Genomic DNA, 16770 nt, shown 5'->3' with positions numbered 1-16770 from the left:
CGGCATGGTGCGGGTCACCGGCGGCCGGCGACCGGCGAGGCGGCGGACCGGCCCGCCTGGCGGGCGATCGCCTCGCGGTAGCGCTCGGCGGTGCCGATGGCGGCCTGCCGCCAGGTGAAGCGGGCCAGCACCCGCTCCCGGCCGGCCGCGCCCAGCCGGCGGCGGAGCGCCTGGTCGCCCAGCAGCCGGAGCAGGCCGGCGGCGAGCGCCCCGGCGTCGCCCGGCGGCACCGCGAGGCAGGTCTCGCCGTCCGGTCCGGCGACTTCCGGGATGGCGCCGCCGGTGGTGGCCAGCAGCGGTGTGCCGGTGGCCATCGCCTCGGCCGCGGGCAGCGAGAAGCCTTCGTAGAGGGAGGGCACGCAGGCGATCTGGGCGCCGCGCACCAGGTCGACGAGTTCGGCGTCGCTGATGCCCTTGACGAACTCGATGGCGTCGGACAGCCCGAGGCGTTCGATGGCGGCGGCGACCGGCCCGTCGTCGGCCCGCTTGCCGACCACGACCAGGTGGGCGTCGGGGTTCTCGGTACGCACCTTGGCCAGCGCCTCGACGAGGTGGATCAGCCCCTTGAGGGGGACGTCCGCGCTGGAGGTGGTGACGATCCGGCCGGGCACCTCCGGGACCGACGGGTCCGGGGAGAAGAGGTCGGTGTCGGCGCCGATGGGGACGACGTGGATTCGGCCGGGATGGACGCCGAGGTCCTCGACGATCTCCTGGCGGGAGGAGCCGGAGACGGTGAGCACCGACGGCAGCCGCCGGGCCACCCGCTTCTGCATCCGGGTGAAGCCGTACCAGCGGCGGACCGAGGCGCGGCGCTTCCAGTCCTGCGCGGCGGCCAGGTCCAGTCGCCGGTCGACGGTGATGGGGTGGTGGATCGTGGTGACCAGCGGGGCGCCGAGCGCGGTCGGGCCGCCGAGCAGCCCGTAGCCGAGGGTCTGGTTGTCGTGGACGACGTCGAACTGCCCGCGGCGGGCGGCCAGATGGCGCCGGGCGCGCAGGGAGAAGGTCAGCGGTTCGGGGAAGCCGCCGGTCCACATCGTGGCGACTTCGAGGCCGTCGATCCAGTCGCGGAACTCGTCGCGCCCGGGGGTGCGGAACGGGTCGGGCTGGCGGTAGAGGTCGAGGCTGGGCAGCTCGGTCAGCGTCACCCCCTCGTCCAGGACGGGGTAGGGCTGGGCGCCGATCACCTCGACGGTGTGGCCGAGGCGGGCCAGCTCGCGGGAGAGGTGGCGGACGTAGACGCCCTGACCGCCGCAGAACGGGTTCCCCTTGTACGTGAGCATGGCGATCCGCAGGGGACGCTCGGGGTCCATCGGGGCGGAGGCCGAGGGGGTCTCCGCCGGGCGGGGCGCGGCTGCCTGGACGGCCTCTGCGGTCACGCACGGCCCCCTTCTCACTGGACTTTCGCCGGAGCGTAACCGCTGGCGGTAATCTAGAACAAGTTTCAGAACTGAAAAGCTACTGATCAGTTCACCGAGTTTCGAATCTACCGGCCGGGAACGGAGCGAAAAGAGCCGCACCAGGTGATTCGCGCCACGACAGGACCCCTGCCATGCTGTGCCGATCACACACCACCGGCACTCACCGCATCGCGGACGGAAAGCCACGGAATGGGACACATGACTACGGAATCCAGGGCGGCCGGGCCGGCGCTTCCGGCGAGTCCTCCCCTGACCGAGCGTCAGGAGGCCCGGCGCCGCCGCATCCTGCACACCAGCGCCAAGCTGGCCAGCCGCGGCGGCTTCGACGCCGTCCAGATGCGCGAGGTGGCCGAATCCTCCGGAGTCGCGCTCGGCACCCTCTACCGCTACTTCCCGTCCAAGGTGCACCTGCTCGTCGCCACCATGCAGGACCAGCTCCAGCACATGCACGAGACGCTGCGCAAGCGCCCCCCGTCGGAGGAGGACCCCGGCGCCCGGGTCGCCCAGACGCTGATGCGGGCCTTCCGCGCCCTGCAGCGCGAACCGCACCTGGCCGACGCGATGGTGCGCGCGCTGACCTTCGCCGACCGGTCCGTCAGCCCCGAGGTGGACACCGTCTCCCGGCTGACCACCGCGATCATCCTCGACGCCATGGCCCCGCCCGTCGCCCACCCCCCGTCGAAGGGGCCGGCGCGCCCCTCCGCCCCGCCCACCCCCGAACAGCTCTCCGCGGTCCGGGTCATCGAGCACACCTGGCACTCGGCGCTGATCACCTGGCTGTCCGGGCGCGCCTCGATCGCCCAGGTGAAGATCGACATCGAAACCGTCTGCCGCCTGATCGATCTGACGACCCCGGGCCGGACGCAGGACCGTCGCCCTCCCTCCGCATAACCTCCCCCCGCACACGGGTAATTGGCCCGCAAGGGGCCCTCCCGCCCCCTACGGGTCCGACCACTCCGCCCCTTACGGGCCCCGCCACGTGCATTTACGGAGCCCGGCCAAGCCCCACGCCCCTCCAGGCTCCGGAGAACCCTGGAGGGGGTGGGGCCTTGCGACGTCCCTCACCGCCGAAGCGGCACCCCGCATACGAGGGCGGACGGGGCCGGAGTCACCACACATCTGCCGTGATCCGGCTGATCCCCGTCGGGAGACGCCGCGCCGCCGCAATGACCGCTCACCGCAGCGGAGTTCATCGGGTCACTCTTCGGGCGTGGCCTGTCGCCCCTTCGCCTTGCAGATCGCACATGGATCTGGACACGCCGGCACTGGATCACCAGGGGGCACGTAGATGACGCCCTCGCCCGTCGCCACCAACGGTGGTCGTAGCTCCGGCGGCCTCAACCTGGCCCGCCCGGTCACGACTTCGCCTTTCGTGCGTGGGGGTGGCGTCGCATCTCGACGTTGCGGTCGATCACCGTCGTCCTGTCTCCGACGGAATACGCCACCGCACGCTGCTCGGCCAGGGCGGCACACACGTCACATCCGGCGACAGGTTCGGGTTCCGGCGCCGGAAACGGGTCGGACAGGTGAACCGGGCGGCACTCGCGGGGCATCAGACCATCGCCTCCACCCCGTAGATCCGGCGCGGGCCGGTATCGATACCATGCGCGGCTGGCCACAGCGCCCGCCGCTCCTCGGGAGTCAGGATGTAGGGGCGGATCAGGGGTACGTCCTCACCGCGCAGCAGCCCCGCGTGCTTGGAGAGCACACGGAGGGGAACGGGTGCCGCCGCGTCCTCGCACCCCGCTTCAGGTGGTGCGTCGGCGGACCGGTGACGCCCTCCTGCGGGCAGGAGCACCCGCAACAGCAGTTCGAAGAGCCACGCGCTATGTTTGCGCATGTCGTCAACCTCCCAGGGGTTGGTGGCCACGCCCCCGGACCGGTCGCACGGTCGCGGGGGTTCGATCGGTCCAACTGTCCACGCTGGTAGGGCCAGTGGCTTCCCGGCCACAGGTATCCCCATCATGGGTAGGCTGAGGCTCTGACCAATGCGGCACTCTGTCACCATCAGTCGCGACGGGGCACTTCATGACCGGTTACGTACCGCCTACCGCGCTCCCGCGCGGACTCCTGGATCATGCGGAGATGAGAGCCGCGTTTGCGGCCCATGATTTCGGGACGGTGTTCCGTCTCGCTCGCAGTGAGGCAGGGATCAGTTACTCGAAGATCGCGGCCGAGTGCGACATCAAGCCGGAACGCGTCGGGTTACTGGCACGCGGCATCGGCAGCGTGACGACCTTCGAGAAGGTTGCGCGGATCGCCGACGCGTTGCGCATTCCAGGAGGCCTGCTCGGTCTTGCGCCCCGCGAGTGGGAGGCACCCGCCTGCCGCGCGCTCCCCACGCCTACACGTGCCACCGCTACGGACGGAAACGGAGACGAAGTGCGGCGCAGAGAGTTCTTCAAGGCAACGGCCGTGACTGGCCTCGCCGTCGGATTGTCCGACCTGGCGCGCCCTCAGACCGGCCGGCGAATCGTGAGCAGTGTCCCCGATCAACTTCGAGAGCGTACGGCCAGACTGCGGCGCCTTGATGACGTGCTCGGCGGAGGTGACACATATCGGGTCTACCTCGGCGAGTACCAGGCCACGAAAGCACTGATGCGCGATGCCACATACACCGAGGAGACAGGCCGAGCCCTCCTCTCCGTGCTCGCCGAGCAGGCGCAGCAGGCCGGTTGGGCGGCATTCGACGGCGGCAAACACGCCGTCGCGAGCAGCCTGTACGAGGCCAGTCACAAGGCCGCGACGGAAGCAGGAGACAAGGCTCTGGCGGGCAACGCGCTCGCCTTCCTCGCTTACCAGAAGGTCAATGGCGACCGACAGGCCGGCATCGAGACCGCCGCCCGCTCCTGCGCAACGGCGGGTGCCGACGCAGCCCCGGGCGTTCGAGCCCTCCTGTACGAGCGGCTCGCATGGGCATACGCGGTCGCTGGGCTTGCCACCGAGACGGAACGCGCGCTCGACTCCGCCGCATCTGCCCTCGCCGAGGCCGACGACACTCCGCAACCGGATTGGGTGGCGTGGGTCGACCGCAATGAGTTGGAGATCATGACCGGCCGATGCTGGACGGAGTTGCGGCGTCCGTTGCGCGCCGTTCCCGTTCTGGAATCAGCACTCGCCGCGTACGACGACACCCACGCTCGGGATAAGAGCCTGTACCTGTCGTGGCTAGCCGACTCCTACCTGACAGCCAGGGAGGTTGAGCAAGCCGCGGCCGTCACCAGCCGAGCGCTGGATCTCTGCGCCGGGGTGGCTTCGGTACGCCCACGGGAACGGCTCGCTCCCGTCCTGCGACGGCTCGGCGAGCACCGGACCGTGCCCGACGTCGCCGAGGTCTTGGAAAAGGCCCGTGCATGACCGTTACTGCTCGCGGACCGGCCCGACGGTAGTGGCGATCCAGCGGAGGTACGCATCCGACCCGGCCACGAGCGGAACGGCCGAGACTTCGGGGTTCTTCCACGGGTGATGTTGCAGGAGGTGCGCCTCCAGCGCGGCGTATCCGTCGGCCCGGCTCTTGAGCAGGAGTTGCCACTCCTCGCCCGTCCCGAACTCGCCCTCATGCCAGAAGGCGGAGACCACAGGGCCAACGATCTGGGCACCAGCCGCGAGACGGCGTGTCACTACGGAACGGGCCAGCTCTACCGCTTGCTCGCGTGTCTCCGTCGCTGTGGAGACCTGCAGGAAGTCAGCCATGCGGCGAGCATAGCCGCCGGCCGTTGGCGTTCTCCGCGGCTACGGGTTCCGGTGCCCGGAGTGAGCGGCCCCGTCGCCGGCGGGGGCCGTTGCTGTGTCGGCATGCGAACGGCCCCCTCCTGGGCCGCCGCTCACTCCTCCGGCGGGAACACCGCCTCCCCGCTCTCCACCGCGGTGATCGCGATGGCCTCCACCGGGCACCCCTCGGCCGCCGCCAGCACCCCGACCGCGGCCTCGGCCTCCGGCTCGACGGGGTGCGACTGCCGCGCCGCGTCCAGCCGGAACCGCTCCGGCGCGGTCCCCGCGCACAGCCCGGACCCGATGCAGACGCCCCGGTCCACCGCCACCCGCCAACGCTCCGCCATCAGGCACCCGCCGGCAGGCGGATCATCTTGTGCTCCAGGTACTCGCCGAACCCCTCGGGCCCGAACTCCCGCCCGATCCCGGAGTTCTTGTAGCCGCCGAACGGCCCGAGCATGTCGATGCTGAAGGTGTTCACCGAGTACGTCCCGGTCCGCACCCGCCGCGCGATGTCGATGCCGCGCTCGACGTCGGCCGTCCACACCGACCCCGACAGCCCGTACTCCGAGTCGTCGGCGATCCGCACCGCCTCCTCCTCGTCCCCGTACGGCAGCAGGCAGATCACCGGCCCGAAGATCTCCTCGCGCGCGATCCGCATCCCGTTGTCGACCCCGCCGAAGAGCGTCGGCTCGACGTACCAGCCGGTCGGCTGCCCCTCCGGCCGGCCGCCGCCGGTCAGCACCTCGGCGCCTTCCTTCTGCCCCAACGCGATGTAGTCCAGCGAACGCTGCTGCTGGCGACGGGCGACCAGCGGCCCGACCTCGGTGGCCGGATCCAGCGGGTCGCCGACGGTCAACGCGCCCGCCGCCGCGGCGAACCGCTCGGCGATCTCGTCGTAGCGGCTGCGCGGGGCGAGGATCCGGGTCTGCGCCACGCACGCCTGCCCGTTGATCATCCAGGCGAACGGCACGATCCCGGCCACCGCCGCGTCCAGGTCCGCGTCCGGCAGGATCACCGCCGCCGACTTGCCGCCCAACTCCAGCGTCACCCGTGTGAGGTTGCGGGCCGCCACCTCCATGACCCGCTTGCCGGCCGCCACCGACCCGGTGAACGACACCTTGTCCACGCCCGGGTGCCCGACCAGGTACTCGCTGACCTCCCGGTCGGCCGGCAGGATCGACAGCACCCCCGCCGGCAGCCCCGCCTCCGTCACGATCTCCGCGAGCAGATAGGCGTCCAGCGGGGTCTCCGGCGAGACCTTCAGCACCACCGAGCACCCGGCCAGCAGCGCCGGCGCGAGCTTGGCGGCGGCGGTGAACTGCGGGACGTTCCACGGCACGACGGCCGCGACCACTCCCACCGGCTCCCGCCGCACCAGCAGCGGCCCGAGCACCCCGGCCCGCCGTTCCTCGAACGGGAACTCCCGCGCCACCGTGAGCGCCGCGTCCCACGCCATCATCGCGGCCAGCGACTGCACCATCACGCCCGAGGTGACCGGCGTCCCGTTCTGCGCCCCGATGACCCGCGCGAACTCCTCGCTGCGCACCGCGAACGCGTCCTTGATCCGGCTCACCACGGCGATCCGCTCGTCCAACGGGGCGTTCGCCCACACCCCCGACTCGAAGGACGCCCGGGCGGCGGCCACCGCCCGGTCCACATCGGCGCGCGCGGCGTGCGGCACCCGCCCGATGACCTGCTCGGTGTGCGGCGAGACGACCTCGATCGTTTCCGGCCCGGCCGGGTCGACCCACTCACCGCCTATATAGAGCTTTCCGTGCTCGACGAGGTCGCTCATAGCTGCCCGCCTCCCGACGGTCTCGACGGATTGCGCTCCGGATGGCGGTTTTCTGACACTCCATCAGAATCGCCATCAGAACTGATACCAGCTCCCTCCCGCGGAGTCCACGCCCACCACTCGAATCCCAACTCCCCGCCCACCACGAGCCGTTCCCCTGGCACTGAAACTCGTTCTAGTTATAGTTGGGGCGACAACGGCGCAGGAGGGGGCGGGACCCATGGCACCGCAGGTGATCGACCACAGGGGCGGGGTGTGGAGCATCGCCGTCCCCATCCCGGACAACCCGCTCGGCCACACCCTCGTCCATCTCCTGGAGACCGACCGCGGCCCGGTCCTCGTCGACACCGGCTGGGACGACCCGGACTCCTGGGACACCCTCACCGCCGGCATCACCGCCTGCGGCTTCGCCCCCGCCGACATCCACGGCATGGTGATCACCCACCACCACCCCGACCACCACGGGCTCTCCGCCGCGGTGCGGGAGACCTCCGGCGCCTGGATCGCCATGCACGCCGCCGACGCCGCGATGATCCGGCGCGCCCGCGAGGCACGGCCCGGCCAGTGGCTCGACTACCTGCTCGTCAAGCTCACCGCGGCCGGGGCACCGGACGACCACCTGGAGCCCCTCCGGGCCGCCCGCGCCGCCCGACGCGGCCGGAAGGCGCCCGCCCGACGGGCCGCGCTGCCCGACCGCGGGATCGAGCCCGGCGCCCTCCTCGACCTCCCCGGCCGCCGCGTCCGCGCCATCTGGACACCGGGCCACACGCCCGGTCACGTCTGCCTCCACCTGGAGGAGGCGCACCCCGCCCAACAGGACGCCCGACCCGCCACCTTCGGCCGGCTCTTCTCCGGCGACCACCTGCTCCCCGGCATCACCCCGCACATCGGCCTGTACGAGGACCCCGACGACGTCGCCCCCGACCTGCACGACCGGGGCGACCCGCTCGGCGACTACCTCGACTCCCTCGAACGCGTCGCCCGCCTCGCACCGACCGAGGTGCTGCCGGCCCACCAGCACGCCTTCCCGGACGCCGCCGGCCGCGTCCGCGAGCTGATCGCCCACCACGAGGACCGCCTCAGCGACCTCCGCACGCTGCTCCGCGTACCGCGCACCGCCTGGCAGCTCGCCGCCGCCATGCAGTGGAACCGCCCCTGGGACCAGATCCCGGCCGCCTCCCGCAACATCGCCGTCTCCGAGGCCGAGGCCCACCTCCGCCACCTGGTCAAGCACGGCCACGTCGAGCCGGTTTCCGGTTCGGATCCGGTCCACTACCTGGCGACATAGACCGGTTGCCGCGGTCAGGTGACGGGCGGGCGGACGGCCACCAACGGCACCCGGGCCGGGCACCGGCGCTGGTGATGCCCGTCCCCCGCGGGAGAGCGCAGAGCCGGCGGCCGGTCCCGAACCGGCCCGGCGGCCCCACCACCCCGGCCGCACCCGGCCCACCCGACCGCCGGCGTTAAGGTGTGCGGGACAATTTCATCCGTACCCGATCGGGGGGAAGCCGGTGCAAATCCGGCGCTGACCCTCCCCCTGGCTCCCGGCTTCGTTCGAGCCCGGCGGCACCTCGTCCGTGAGCACGGCCGCCCCCACCGCGGCCGGACGAGCCGGAGCACCCGATGGGGCACGACCAAGGCTCCCGCCACCGGATCCACCGCCCCCGCGGCCGACCGGTGCGCGGCGCCGTCGAGGTATGCGGAGCCGAGCCCGGTGCCACCGCGCCGCTCGCCGCACGGGCGGCGCGGCCGGTCGCCCGAGCGCGGCTCGGCTTCGTACCCCGCCGCGACCCGACCGACCCGAGAGGCACCCATCCGATGGCCCGCATGGCCCCCACGGCTCCCCTGACCCCCGCGCCGCAGCCGCAGCCGCGCTCCGCCGCCCTCCGGGCGCGCCGCGCCGCCAGGACGCTGGCCGCCGTGGCGACCGCCGCCGTACTGGCCGGCGCCGCGGCCCCCGCCGCGTACGCCGACGGCCCGGCGGCCCCGCCGCAGCCGAAGCAGCAGAAGCTGCCGAAGGGGCTGTACGGCACCACGGACCCGCAGTACGACGGCGTGTGGCGGCAGTCGCTGGCGCTGCTGGCGCAGCACACGGTCGGGGTGCGCCCGGCGGCGAGCGCGGTGGACTGGCTGGCGGGGCAGCAGTGCGCCGACGGCGGGTTCGCGGCGTACCGGGCCGACCCGGGCAAGGGCTGCGACGCCCACACGATGCGGGACACCAACCAGACGGCCGCCGCGGTCCAGGCGCTGGCCGCGCTCGGCGGGCACGGCGACGCGGTGCAGAAGGCCGTGACGTGGCTGAAGTCCGTCCAGCACGCGGACGGCGGCTGGAGCTCGATGCCCGCGGGGCCGGGCGGCGAGGCGAGCGACGCCAACTCCACGGCCGTGGTGATCGGGGCGCTCGCCGCGACGGGCACGAAGCCGGAGTCGGTGACGGCGAAGGGCGGCAAGTCGCCGTACGACGCGCTGCTGGGCTTCCGGCTGGGGTGCGACGCGAAGGAGGCGGAGCGCGGGGCGTTCACCTTCCAGCTGAAGAACCCCGCGCCGAACGCCGACGCGACCGCGGCCGCGGTCACCGGCGCGCTGGGCAAGGGCTTCGTCGTGGCGCCGGCGGGCAAGGACGCCGACCGGCCGATCACGGCACCGGACTGCGCGAAGGGCGAGGTGCGGGGCAGCGACGCGGCGGCCCGGACGGCGGCCGCGGACGGCGGCGCCGCCTGGCTCGTCGGGCAGTTGGACGCCGACGGGCAGCACCTGCGGTCCGCGATGCCGGGCGCCGAGCAGCAGCCGGACGTCGGCAACACCGCGGACACGGTGGTCGCGCTGGCGGCCGGCGCGTACGGCGCGGAAGCACAGAAGCCGCTGGCCTGGTTGGAGAAGAACGCCGGGGGCTGGGCGAAGCAGAGCGGCCCGGCCGCGTACGCCCAGTTGATCTTCGCCGCGCACGCCACCGGCACCGACCCGCGGGCCTTCGGCGGCACCGACCTGGTGGCCGCGCTGAACGCCACCGGGCCCGAGCCGGCCGGCAGCGGTGCGCCGTCCGCGCAGAAGGACGCCGCGGACGGGAAGGACGACGGCGGCATCGGGATGTGGTGGGTGATCGGCGTCGGGCTCGCCTTCGGTGCCGGCATCGGCTTCCTGATCAGCGGTCGCAACAAGAACAAGAACGCGCTGTGAGGGTGCTGCGGCAGGGGCTGACCCGGCGGGTCGCCGGGTCGCTGCTGCTGGCGGGGGTGGTGACCGGTCTGGGTGCCGGGCCCGCGCAGGCGCAGGAGTACCGGTACTGGTCGTTCTGGGACGGCAGGCCGGCCACGGCCGGGGGCACGGGCGCCTCGTGGGGGTACGCCACGGAGGGGCCCGGCACCGCGCGGCCGGCTAACGGCGGCGTCGTCGGGTTCCGCTTCACGGTGAGCGCGGACTCCGCGAAGGCGGCCGGTCCGCGCACCGCCCCGGACTTCGCCGCGCTCTGCGGGCGGACCCCGGCCGAGCCCGGCAGCAAGCGGGTCGGCGTGGTGATCGACTTCGGTACCGCGGGGGACGCGCCGGCCGGCGAGCGTCCGCCGGCGGGCCAGACGGCCTGTGCGCAGGTGCCGACGGACGCCTCGGCGGGCGAGGCGCTGGCCGCGGTCGCCAAGCCGCTGCGGTACGACGCCAATGCGCTGCTGTGCGGGATCGCCGGCTATCCGCGGTCGGGCTGTGCGGAGCAGGTGGACGGCGGCGGGGCGACGGCGGCGAAGCCGACGCCCGGTGCCACCGGCGCCGCGGGCGGGGACGACGGCGGTGGGCCGTCGGCCGGGCTGATCGGCGGGATCGCCGCCGTGGTGGTGCTGGGCGCGGCCGGCGCGTGGCAGGCGCGCCGGCGGCGCGGATGAGCGCCCCGCACGCCACCCGCAGTACCGCGTTGCACGCCGGCGCCTGGTGGGTGTGGGCGCTCGGTCTGGCGACCGCGGCGTCCCGGACCACCAACCCGCTGCTGCTGGGGCTGTTGATCGGGGTGGCCGGCTATGTCGTGGCGGTGCGCCGGACGGATGCGCCGTGGGCGCGGTCGTACGGCGCGTTCGTCCGGCTCGGGCTGGTGGTGCTGGGCATCCGGTTGGTCTTCGCGTTCGTGCTGGGCTCGCCGATCCCGGGTACCCACACCCTGGTGACACTGCCCGAACTCCCGCTGCCCGACTGGGCGAAGGGGGTCCGGGTGGGCGGCCGGGTCACCGCGGAGGGGATGCTCTTCGCGCTGTACGACGGGCTGAAGCTGGCCACCCTGCTGATCTGTGTGGGCGCCGCGAACGCGCTGGCCAATCCGGCCCGGCTGCTGAAGTCGCTGCCCGGCGCGCTGTACGAGGCGGGGGTGGCGGTGGTGGTCGCGATGACGTTCGCGCCGCATCTGGTGGCGGACGTGCAGCGGCTGCGGGCGGCCCGTCGGCTGCGCGGCCGTCCGGACCGCGGGGCGAAGGCGCTGTTGCAGGTCGGGCTGCCGGTGTTGGAGGGCGCGTTGGAGCGGTCGGTGGCGCTGGCCGCGGCCATGGACGCCCGCGGCTACGGGCGGACCGCTCAGGTGCCGCCCGCCGTGCGGCGGTTGACGTCGGTGTTGACCCTGGGCGGGCTGCTCGGGGTGTGCGCGGGGACGTACGGGCTGTTGGGCGACTCCGGGGGCGGCTACGGGCTGCCGCTGCTGGTGGTCGGTCTGGGGGCGGCGATGGCCGGACTGTGGCTGGGGGGCCGCCGGTCGGTCCGGACCCGCTACCGGCCGGAGCCGTGGGGAGTGCGGGCCTGGTTGGTGTCGGGGTCGGGGGTCGCGGTCGCGGCGTTGATGATCGCGGCGAACGGCTACGCACCGGGGGCGCTGCATCCGCCGGCGGTGCCGCTGACGGCGCCGGTGCTGCCGCTGTGGCCGGCGTTGTCGCTGTTGGTGGGGCTGGTGCCGGCGGTGGTGGCGCCGGTGCCGGCGCGGGCCGGGGTCGGCACCGGGGCCGGCCGGTCCGCCCGGTCGTCCTCCCCCGCCCGGTCCGCCCCGTCCGCCTCGTCCGTCCGTCCCTCCGCTTCCGATCCGTTCACGAAGGAGCCCACCCATTGAATCCTCCCCTCCCTGAAGGGGAGGGGCTTCCTCACCCTCCAGGGCTGAGGTGGGGATTTCCAGCTCAGGCTGCCAGGCCAGGCGGCGCCTGGTCTGGTCTTACGCCCTCAACACTGGCCGGGTTGAAACCAGCCCGGACCAGCATCACGTGTGCGGAGTTCTTATCCCGGGGGGATACGGCTCCGCACGCGGTGCAGGCATACGTTCGTTCCGAGAGAGGTAGTGCGTGCTTGGCTCTCGCTCCGCACTGCGCGCAGTCCATCGTGGTGTGCGCGGGGTGCACCAGGTGCACGATGCGCCCGTGCTTACGGGCCATCTCCAACAGGGCCGCCTTCGCGGCGCCGATCGCGGCATCGGCCGCCTTACGAGCCATGGTCGTCTTCGCGAGGAATTTCGGTCGGAAGTCCTCCATCGCGAGTTCGTCATGGTCGCGGACCACGGACTTGGCCCACTTGCGGGCGGTGTCCTGCCGCTGACGGGCCACCTTCTTGTGCAGCTTTGCCGTCTGCGTCTTCGCCGCGCGGTAGCCCTTCGAGGCAGCCTGTCCCCGCTTGGGCTTCCTGCGGGCCATCATCCGCTGGTAGCGGGCGAGTCGCTGCGCGGCCGTCTTCCCATGCTGGGCGTGGGGAAGATCGTGGGTGTCGGATGTGGTGGTCGCGGTTTCCTTCACGCCCCAGTCGATCCCGATCACACGGCCCGTGGGAGCGAGAGGTTCGACCGGTGCGGACACGACGAACGAGGCATGCCACGCGCCGGTGGGGTCCTGGTAGACGCGGACGCTGGAGGGGACGGCGGGGAGAGCCCGCGACCACACCACCCGCAGCGCGATCCCACCGGCGAGGTGCAAGCGCCCGTCTTTGAGGCGGAAGCCACGCCGCGTGTAGTTCAGTGTCGGCCACGCCTCGCGCTTCTTCTTCCAGCGGGGCATCCCTGCCCGGCGATGCTGGGGAAGACGGTCCTTGATGTCTTTCTGCGCCTTCGCACGGGACTTTCCGAAGTCCCGTATCACCTGCTGCTGCGGAACGCTGGAGCCTTCCCGCAGCCACGGCATGGTCTTGCGGGCCTCGGAAAGCACCTTGTCGAGCTGGGCCGGGCCGCAGGTCTCCTTGCCGCCGGTGGCCTTGTTTCGCAGGTACACACCCTTGGACTTGGCGACACATTCGTTCCAGATCCACCGGCACCGGTCCCACTCGGCATCCAGTGCCCGCCGAGCCGTGGACGACAAGCGCACACGAAAGGTGTACCGGGCATACCCGGCGTCCTCCGTGATCGCTCCTGCCGTCATGCATGCGAACCTACCTGGAAGGACTGACAGTTGAGAAAAATCAATCTTGCTCTACCTCGCCCCGCCAGGGGATGGACACCCAGTCGCCCTGGCGGCGATTCGGCTGTACCCGCCCTGCTCCGCAGGAGTCCGATTCTCCCCCGCAAGCGGGAGGTACCCCCACCCCGGCCTGAAGGCCGGGGCATCCTCGGAGGAAGCCAGTGATCCGCTTCGAGCAGGTCTCGGTCACCTATGCGGACGCCGCCGAGCCGGCCGTCCAGGGGGCCGATCTGACCGTGCCCGAGGGCGAGTTGTGCCTCCTCGTCGGCCCGTCCGGGGCCGGCAAGTCGACCCTGCTGAACGCGGTGTGCGGGCTGGTGCCGCACTTCACCGGCGGCACCCTGCACGGCCGGGTGACCGTCGACGGGCGGGACACCCGCACCCATCCGCCGCGCGAACTGGCCGATGTGGTCGGCACGGTGGGCCAGGACCCGTTGGCGCACTTCGTCACCGACACCGTCGAGGACGAGCTGGCCTACGGCATGGAGTCGCTGGGGCTGGCCCCGGACGTGATGCGCCGCCGGGTCGAGGAGACCTTGGACCTGCTGGGCCTGGCCGACCTGCGGGACCGGGCGATCGGCACGCTGTCGGGCGGGCAGATGCAGCGGGTGGCGATCGGCTCGGTGCTGACCGCCCACCCCAAGGTGCTGGTGCTGGACGAGCCGACGTCGGCGCTGGACCCGGCGGCCGCGGAGGAGGTGCTGGCGGTCCTCCAGCGGCTGGTCCACGACCTGGGGACGACGGTGCTGATGGCCGAGCACCGCCTGGAGCGGGTGGTGCAGTACGCGGACCAGGTGATCCTGCTGCCGGGGCCGGGCGCGGCTCCGGTGATGGGTGAGCCGGCCGGCATGATGGCCGCTTCCCCGGTCCGGCCGCCGGTGGTCGAGCTGGGTCGGCTGGCCGGCTGGTCGCCGTTGCCGCTGTCGGTGCGCGACGCCCGTCGGAAGGCGGCCCCGCTGCGGGAGCGGTTGTCGGCGGTGGCCGTGCCGTCGCCCGGCCCGGCGGCGGTGCCGGCGGCGGACGCGGAGCCGGTCGCCACGGTCGCGGGGCTGGGCGTCCACCGGGACCGGACGCCGGTGCTGCACGGGGTCGGGCTGACGGTCCGGCCGGGCGAGACGGTCGCGCTGATGGGCCGCAACGGGGCGGGCAAGTCCACCTTGCTGCGGGCGTTGGTGGGGATGCACCAGCCGTCGGCGGGGTCGGTGCGGGTCGGTGGTGCCGTTCCGCACCGGACCCGGCCGCGGGATCTGCTGCGCCGGGTCGGTCTGGTGCCGCAGGAGCCGCGGGACCTGCTGTCCGCGGACACCGTGGACGCGGAGTGCGCCGCGGCGGACCGGGACGCGGGCGCGCCCGCCGGGACGTGCCGGGAGGTGGTGGCGCGCCTGCTGCCGGGCGTGCGGGGTGCGGCGCATCCGCGGGACCTGTCCGAGGGGCAGCGGCTGGCGCTGGCGCTGGCGGTGGTGCTGACCGCCCGGCCGCCGTTGCTGCTGCTGGACGAGCCCACCCGGGGCCTGGACTACGCGGCCAAGGCACGGCTGGTCGAGGTGGTGCGCGGGCTGGCCGCCGAGGGGCAGGCGTGCGTGTTGGCCACGCACGACGTGGAGTTGGCCGCCGAACTGGCGCACCGGGTGGTGATCCTGGCGGACGGGGAGGTCGTCGCGGACGGCCCGACCGAGGACGTGGTGGTCTCCTCCCCCGCGTTCGCCCCGCAGGTCGCCAAGGTGCTGGCGCCGCTGCCGTGGCTGACCGTCGGGCAGGTCGCCCGCTCCCTGGAAGGAGCCTCGGCGTGACGGCGTCGGCCCCGCGGGTGCGGGCGGTGCGGCTCGGCCCGCGGGCGGTGGCCGCGCTGTGCCTGGTGTCGGCGGTCGGTGTGGTGGCGTTCGGCTGGCCGTTGTTGGCCGGTCCTGGTTCCGGGTTGGCGCATTCGCAGGACGCGCCGTGGTTGTTCGCCGCGCTGCTGCCGCTGTTGCTCGCGGTGGTGGTGGCGACCATCTCGGACACGCCCTCGGCGCGGGCCGCGGGGACCCGCGGTCTGGACGCCAAGGCGATCGCGATGCTCGGGGTGCTGGCCGCGGCGGGGGCCGCGCTGCGCCCGCTCGGCGCGGGGACCGCGGGCATCGAGCCGATGTTCTTCCTGATGGTGTTGTCGGGGCGGGTGTTGGGCCCCGGGTTCGGTTTCGTGCTGGGGTCGGTGGCGATGTTCGCCTCGGCGCTGCTGACCGGCGGGGTCGGGCCGTGGATGCCGTTCCAGATGTTGTCGATGGGGTGGGTGTCGATGGGGGCGGGGCTGCTCCCGGGCGCCCTGGAGGCCCCCGCCGGGCATGGGGGTGCCCCCGCTCGAACGAAGTGGGGAGTGGGGGAAGGATCGAGAGCGCGGGGGCTGCGCGGCCGCCGCGAGTTGGTGCTGCTGGCCGGGTACGGGGCGGTGGCGTCGGTGGGCTACGGATTGGTGATGAACCTCCAGGGCTGGCCGTACATCGGGGGGCTGGCGTCGGGCGTGTCGTTCGTGCCGGGTGATCCGCTCTCCGCCAACCTGACGCGCTTCCTGGCGTACTGCCTGGCCACGTCGCTGGGGTGGGACCTGCCGCGGGCGGTGGTCACCGTCGTGCTCACCCTGACGCTGGGCGGCGCGGTGTTGAAGGCGTTGCGGCGGGCGACCCGGCGGGCGGCGTTCGAGGCGCCGGTGACGTTCGCGGACGAGGCCGGGCGGCCGGGCGGGTCCTGACGGTCCGGCGGCGGGTGCCGGGTGCCGCCCGACGGCCCGGCCGGGTCACTCCTCGGGCGTGCCCTGCCGCCCCTTCCCAGCGCAGAGGGCACACGGCTCCGTGCACGGGGGCACCGGATCGCCGGGAGGCACGTAAACGACACCCTCACCCGTCGCCACCAGCGGTGGCCTCAGCTCCGGCGGCCTCAACTCGGCCTGGTCGGTCATGCCATCGCCTTCCGCCGATGAGGGTGGCGACGCAACTCGACGTTGCAGTCGATCACCTTCGACCTGTCCCCGACGGCTCGCGCTTGTGCACGCTGCTGGACCAGCGCCCCGCACACATCGCACCCGGTAACCGGCTCGGGCTCGGGCACCGGTTTAGGGTCCGGCAGATGCACGGGACGGCACATGCGGGGCATTAGCCCACCACCTCGACCCCGTGGATTCGGCGCGGCCCGGCATCAATCCCGTGCACCGCGAGCCAGAGCGCCCGTCGCCGCCCCCGCTGCAACCGTCGCTCCTCCGCCGTCAGAACGTACGGGTGGAGCAAGGCAGCGTCCTCTCCTCGCAGCAGCCCCGACTGCCGACCGACGGGCCCGCGGGGCAGGACGAGCGTCGGAGCGTCGGTGTACCCAGTGGCGGGTAATTGGCCGGCGGACCGGTGACGCCCCCGTGCAGGCAGGGACGCCCGCAACAACAGTTCGAAGAGCCACGCGCTATGTTTGCGCATGCCGTCAACCT

The 16770-nt window shown here is 73.1% G+C and carries 14 protein-coding genes; 8 read left to right on the top strand and 6 right to left on the bottom strand.

Translation table 11 applies throughout. The features are described 5' to 3' along the window. Positions 1-14 precede the first annotated feature (14 nt). A complete protein-coding gene (locus tag MOV08_RS28740; RefSeq protein WP_039636993.1) occupies positions 15-1376 on the bottom strand; it encodes a glycosyltransferase family 4 protein in 1362 nt (453 codons plus the stop codon). Positions 1377-1616: 240 nt separating this feature from the next. Between MOV08_RS28740 and MOV08_RS28735 the strand changes: the two genes are divergently transcribed. Continuing rightward, positions 1617-2309, top strand: coding sequence for a TetR family transcriptional regulator (locus MOV08_RS28735; protein WP_275309430.1), 693 nt, complete (start codon positions 1617-1619; stop codon positions 2307-2309). A gap of 661 nt (positions 2310-2970) precedes the next feature. On the opposite strand, the gene MOV08_RS28725 is transcribed toward MOV08_RS28735, so the two are convergent. After that, positions 2971-3258 (bottom strand): hypothetical protein, encoded by a 288-nt coding sequence (locus MOV08_RS28725; protein ID WP_275309428.1) that lies wholly within the window; start codon positions 3256-3258, stop codon positions 2971-2973. A gap of 245 nt (positions 3259-3503) precedes the next feature. Here MOV08_RS28725 and MOV08_RS28720 point away from each other — a divergent pair, with 245 nt between their 5' ends. Next, the gene (locus MOV08_RS28720) at positions 3504-4775 is read left to right on the top strand and encodes an NsdA family TPR-like regulatory protein (protein WP_275309427.1); all 1272 of its coding nucleotides are present in this window, start codon (positions 3504-3506) and stop codon (positions 4773-4775) included. A gap of 3 nt (positions 4776-4778) precedes the next feature. Here the strand turns inward: MOV08_RS28720 and cutA are convergent, their stop codons facing one another. The 3 genes from cutA to MOV08_RS28705 all read right to left on the bottom strand — a co-directional run bounded on the left by cutA (position 4779) and on the right by MOV08_RS28705 (position 6927). Further along, positions 4779-5111, bottom strand: coding sequence for a divalent-cation tolerance protein CutA (cutA, locus tag MOV08_RS28715; RefSeq protein ID WP_078875926.1), 333 nt, complete (start codon positions 5109-5111; stop codon positions 4779-4781). 131 nt (positions 5112-5242) lie between these two features. Then, a complete protein-coding gene (locus tag MOV08_RS28710; protein WP_039636984.1) occupies positions 5243-5476 on the bottom strand; it encodes a ferredoxin in 234 nt (77 codons plus the stop codon). Further along, entirely contained in the window at positions 5476-6927 is a 1452-nt protein-coding gene (locus tag MOV08_RS28705; protein ID WP_275309426.1) for an aldehyde dehydrogenase, read from the bottom strand. The genes MOV08_RS28710 and MOV08_RS28705 overlap by 1 nt, the downstream gene beginning before the upstream one ends. A gap of 220 nt (positions 6928-7147) precedes the next feature. Here MOV08_RS28705 and MOV08_RS28700 point away from each other — a divergent pair, with 220 nt between their 5' ends. The 4 genes from MOV08_RS28700 to MOV08_RS28685 all read left to right on the top strand — a co-directional run bounded on the left by MOV08_RS28700 (position 7148) and on the right by MOV08_RS28685 (position 11998). Beyond that, positions 7148-8215, top strand: coding sequence for an MBL fold metallo-hydrolase (locus MOV08_RS28700; RefSeq protein WP_275309425.1), 1068 nt, complete (start codon positions 7148-7150; stop codon positions 8213-8215). Between the two features lie 539 nt (positions 8216-8754). Then, the gene (locus MOV08_RS28695) at positions 8755-10104 is read left to right on the top strand and encodes a prenyltransferase/squalene oxidase repeat-containing protein (protein ID WP_275311923.1); all 1350 of its coding nucleotides are present in this window, start codon (positions 8755-8757) and stop codon (positions 10102-10104) included. Beyond that, complete coding sequence (locus MOV08_RS28690) at positions 10101-10799, top strand: SCO2322 family protein (RefSeq protein WP_275309424.1); 699 nt, start codon at positions 10101-10103, stop codon at positions 10797-10799. The genes MOV08_RS28695 and MOV08_RS28690 overlap by 4 nt, the downstream gene beginning before the upstream one ends. After that, positions 10796-11998 (top strand): energy-coupling factor transporter transmembrane component T, encoded by a 1203-nt coding sequence (locus MOV08_RS28685; protein ID WP_239010155.1) that lies wholly within the window; start codon positions 10796-10798, stop codon positions 11996-11998. The genes MOV08_RS28690 and MOV08_RS28685 overlap by 4 nt, the downstream gene beginning before the upstream one ends. Before the next feature lie 64 nt (positions 11999-12062). On the opposite strand, the gene MOV08_RS28680 is transcribed toward MOV08_RS28685, so the two are convergent. Further along, positions 12063-13283 (bottom strand): RNA-guided endonuclease InsQ/TnpB family protein, encoded by a 1221-nt coding sequence (locus MOV08_RS28680; protein WP_275309423.1) that lies wholly within the window; start codon positions 13281-13283, stop codon positions 12063-12065. Between the two features lie 200 nt (positions 13284-13483). Here MOV08_RS28680 and MOV08_RS28675 point away from each other — a divergent pair, with 200 nt between their 5' ends. Together MOV08_RS28675 and MOV08_RS28670 are read left to right on the top strand one after the other, a co-directional pair. Further along, a complete protein-coding gene (locus MOV08_RS28675) occupies positions 13484-15112 on the top strand; it encodes an ABC transporter ATP-binding protein (RefSeq protein WP_275309422.1) in 1629 nt (542 codons plus the stop codon). Next, positions 15109-16047 (top strand): ECF transporter S component, encoded by a 939-nt coding sequence (locus tag MOV08_RS28670; RefSeq protein WP_275309421.1) that lies wholly within the window; start codon positions 15109-15111, stop codon positions 16045-16047. Before MOV08_RS28675 ends, MOV08_RS28670 begins: the two co-directional genes overlap by 4 nt. Positions 16048-16770: the final 723 nt, after the last annotated feature.

The sequence above is a fragment of the Streptomyces yunnanensis genome, assembly GCF_029011865.1.
In the GTDB taxonomy this organism is placed as follows: Bacteria; Actinomycetota; Actinomycetes; order Streptomycetales; family Streptomycetaceae; genus Streptomyces; species Streptomyces yunnanensis.
This window is presented reverse-complemented; position numbering and strand designations above follow the sequence as displayed.

Excerpts from the sequence above, each read along its gene's own strand:
- MOV08_RS28735 (WP_275309430.1), top strand. The coding sequence starts at position 1,617 with ATGACTACGGAATCCAGGGCGGCCGGGCCGGCGCTTCCGGCGAGTCCT.
- MOV08_RS28725 (WP_275309428.1), bottom strand. The coding sequence starts at position 3,258 with ATGCGCAAACATAGCGCGTGGCTCTTCGAACTGCTGTTGCGGGTGCTC.
- MOV08_RS28720 (WP_275309427.1), top strand. The coding sequence starts at position 3,504 with ATGAGAGCCGCGTTTGCGGCCCATGATTTCGGGACGGTGTTCCGTCTC.
- cutA (WP_078875926.1), bottom strand. The coding sequence starts at position 5,111 with ATGGCTGACTTCCTGCAGGTCTCCACAGCGACGGAGACACGCGAGCAA.
- MOV08_RS28710 (WP_039636984.1), bottom strand. The coding sequence starts at position 5,476 with ATGGCGGAGCGTTGGCGGGTGGCGGTGGACCGGGGCGTCTGCATCGGG.
- MOV08_RS28705 (WP_275309426.1), bottom strand. The coding sequence starts at position 6,927 with ATGAGCGACCTCGTCGAGCACGGAAAGCTCTATATAGGCGGTGAGTGG.
- MOV08_RS28700 (WP_275309425.1), top strand. The coding sequence starts at position 7,148 with ATGGCACCGCAGGTGATCGACCACAGGGGCGGGGTGTGGAGCATCGCC.
- MOV08_RS28695 (WP_275311923.1), top strand. The coding sequence starts at position 8,755 with ATGGCCCCCACGGCTCCCCTGACCCCCGCGCCGCAGCCGCAGCCGCGC.
- MOV08_RS28685 (WP_239010155.1), top strand. The coding sequence starts at position 10,796 with ATGAGCGCCCCGCACGCCACCCGCAGTACCGCGTTGCACGCCGGCGCC.
- MOV08_RS28680 (WP_275309423.1), bottom strand. The coding sequence starts at position 13,283 with ATGACGGCAGGAGCGATCACGGAGGACGCCGGGTATGCCCGGTACACC.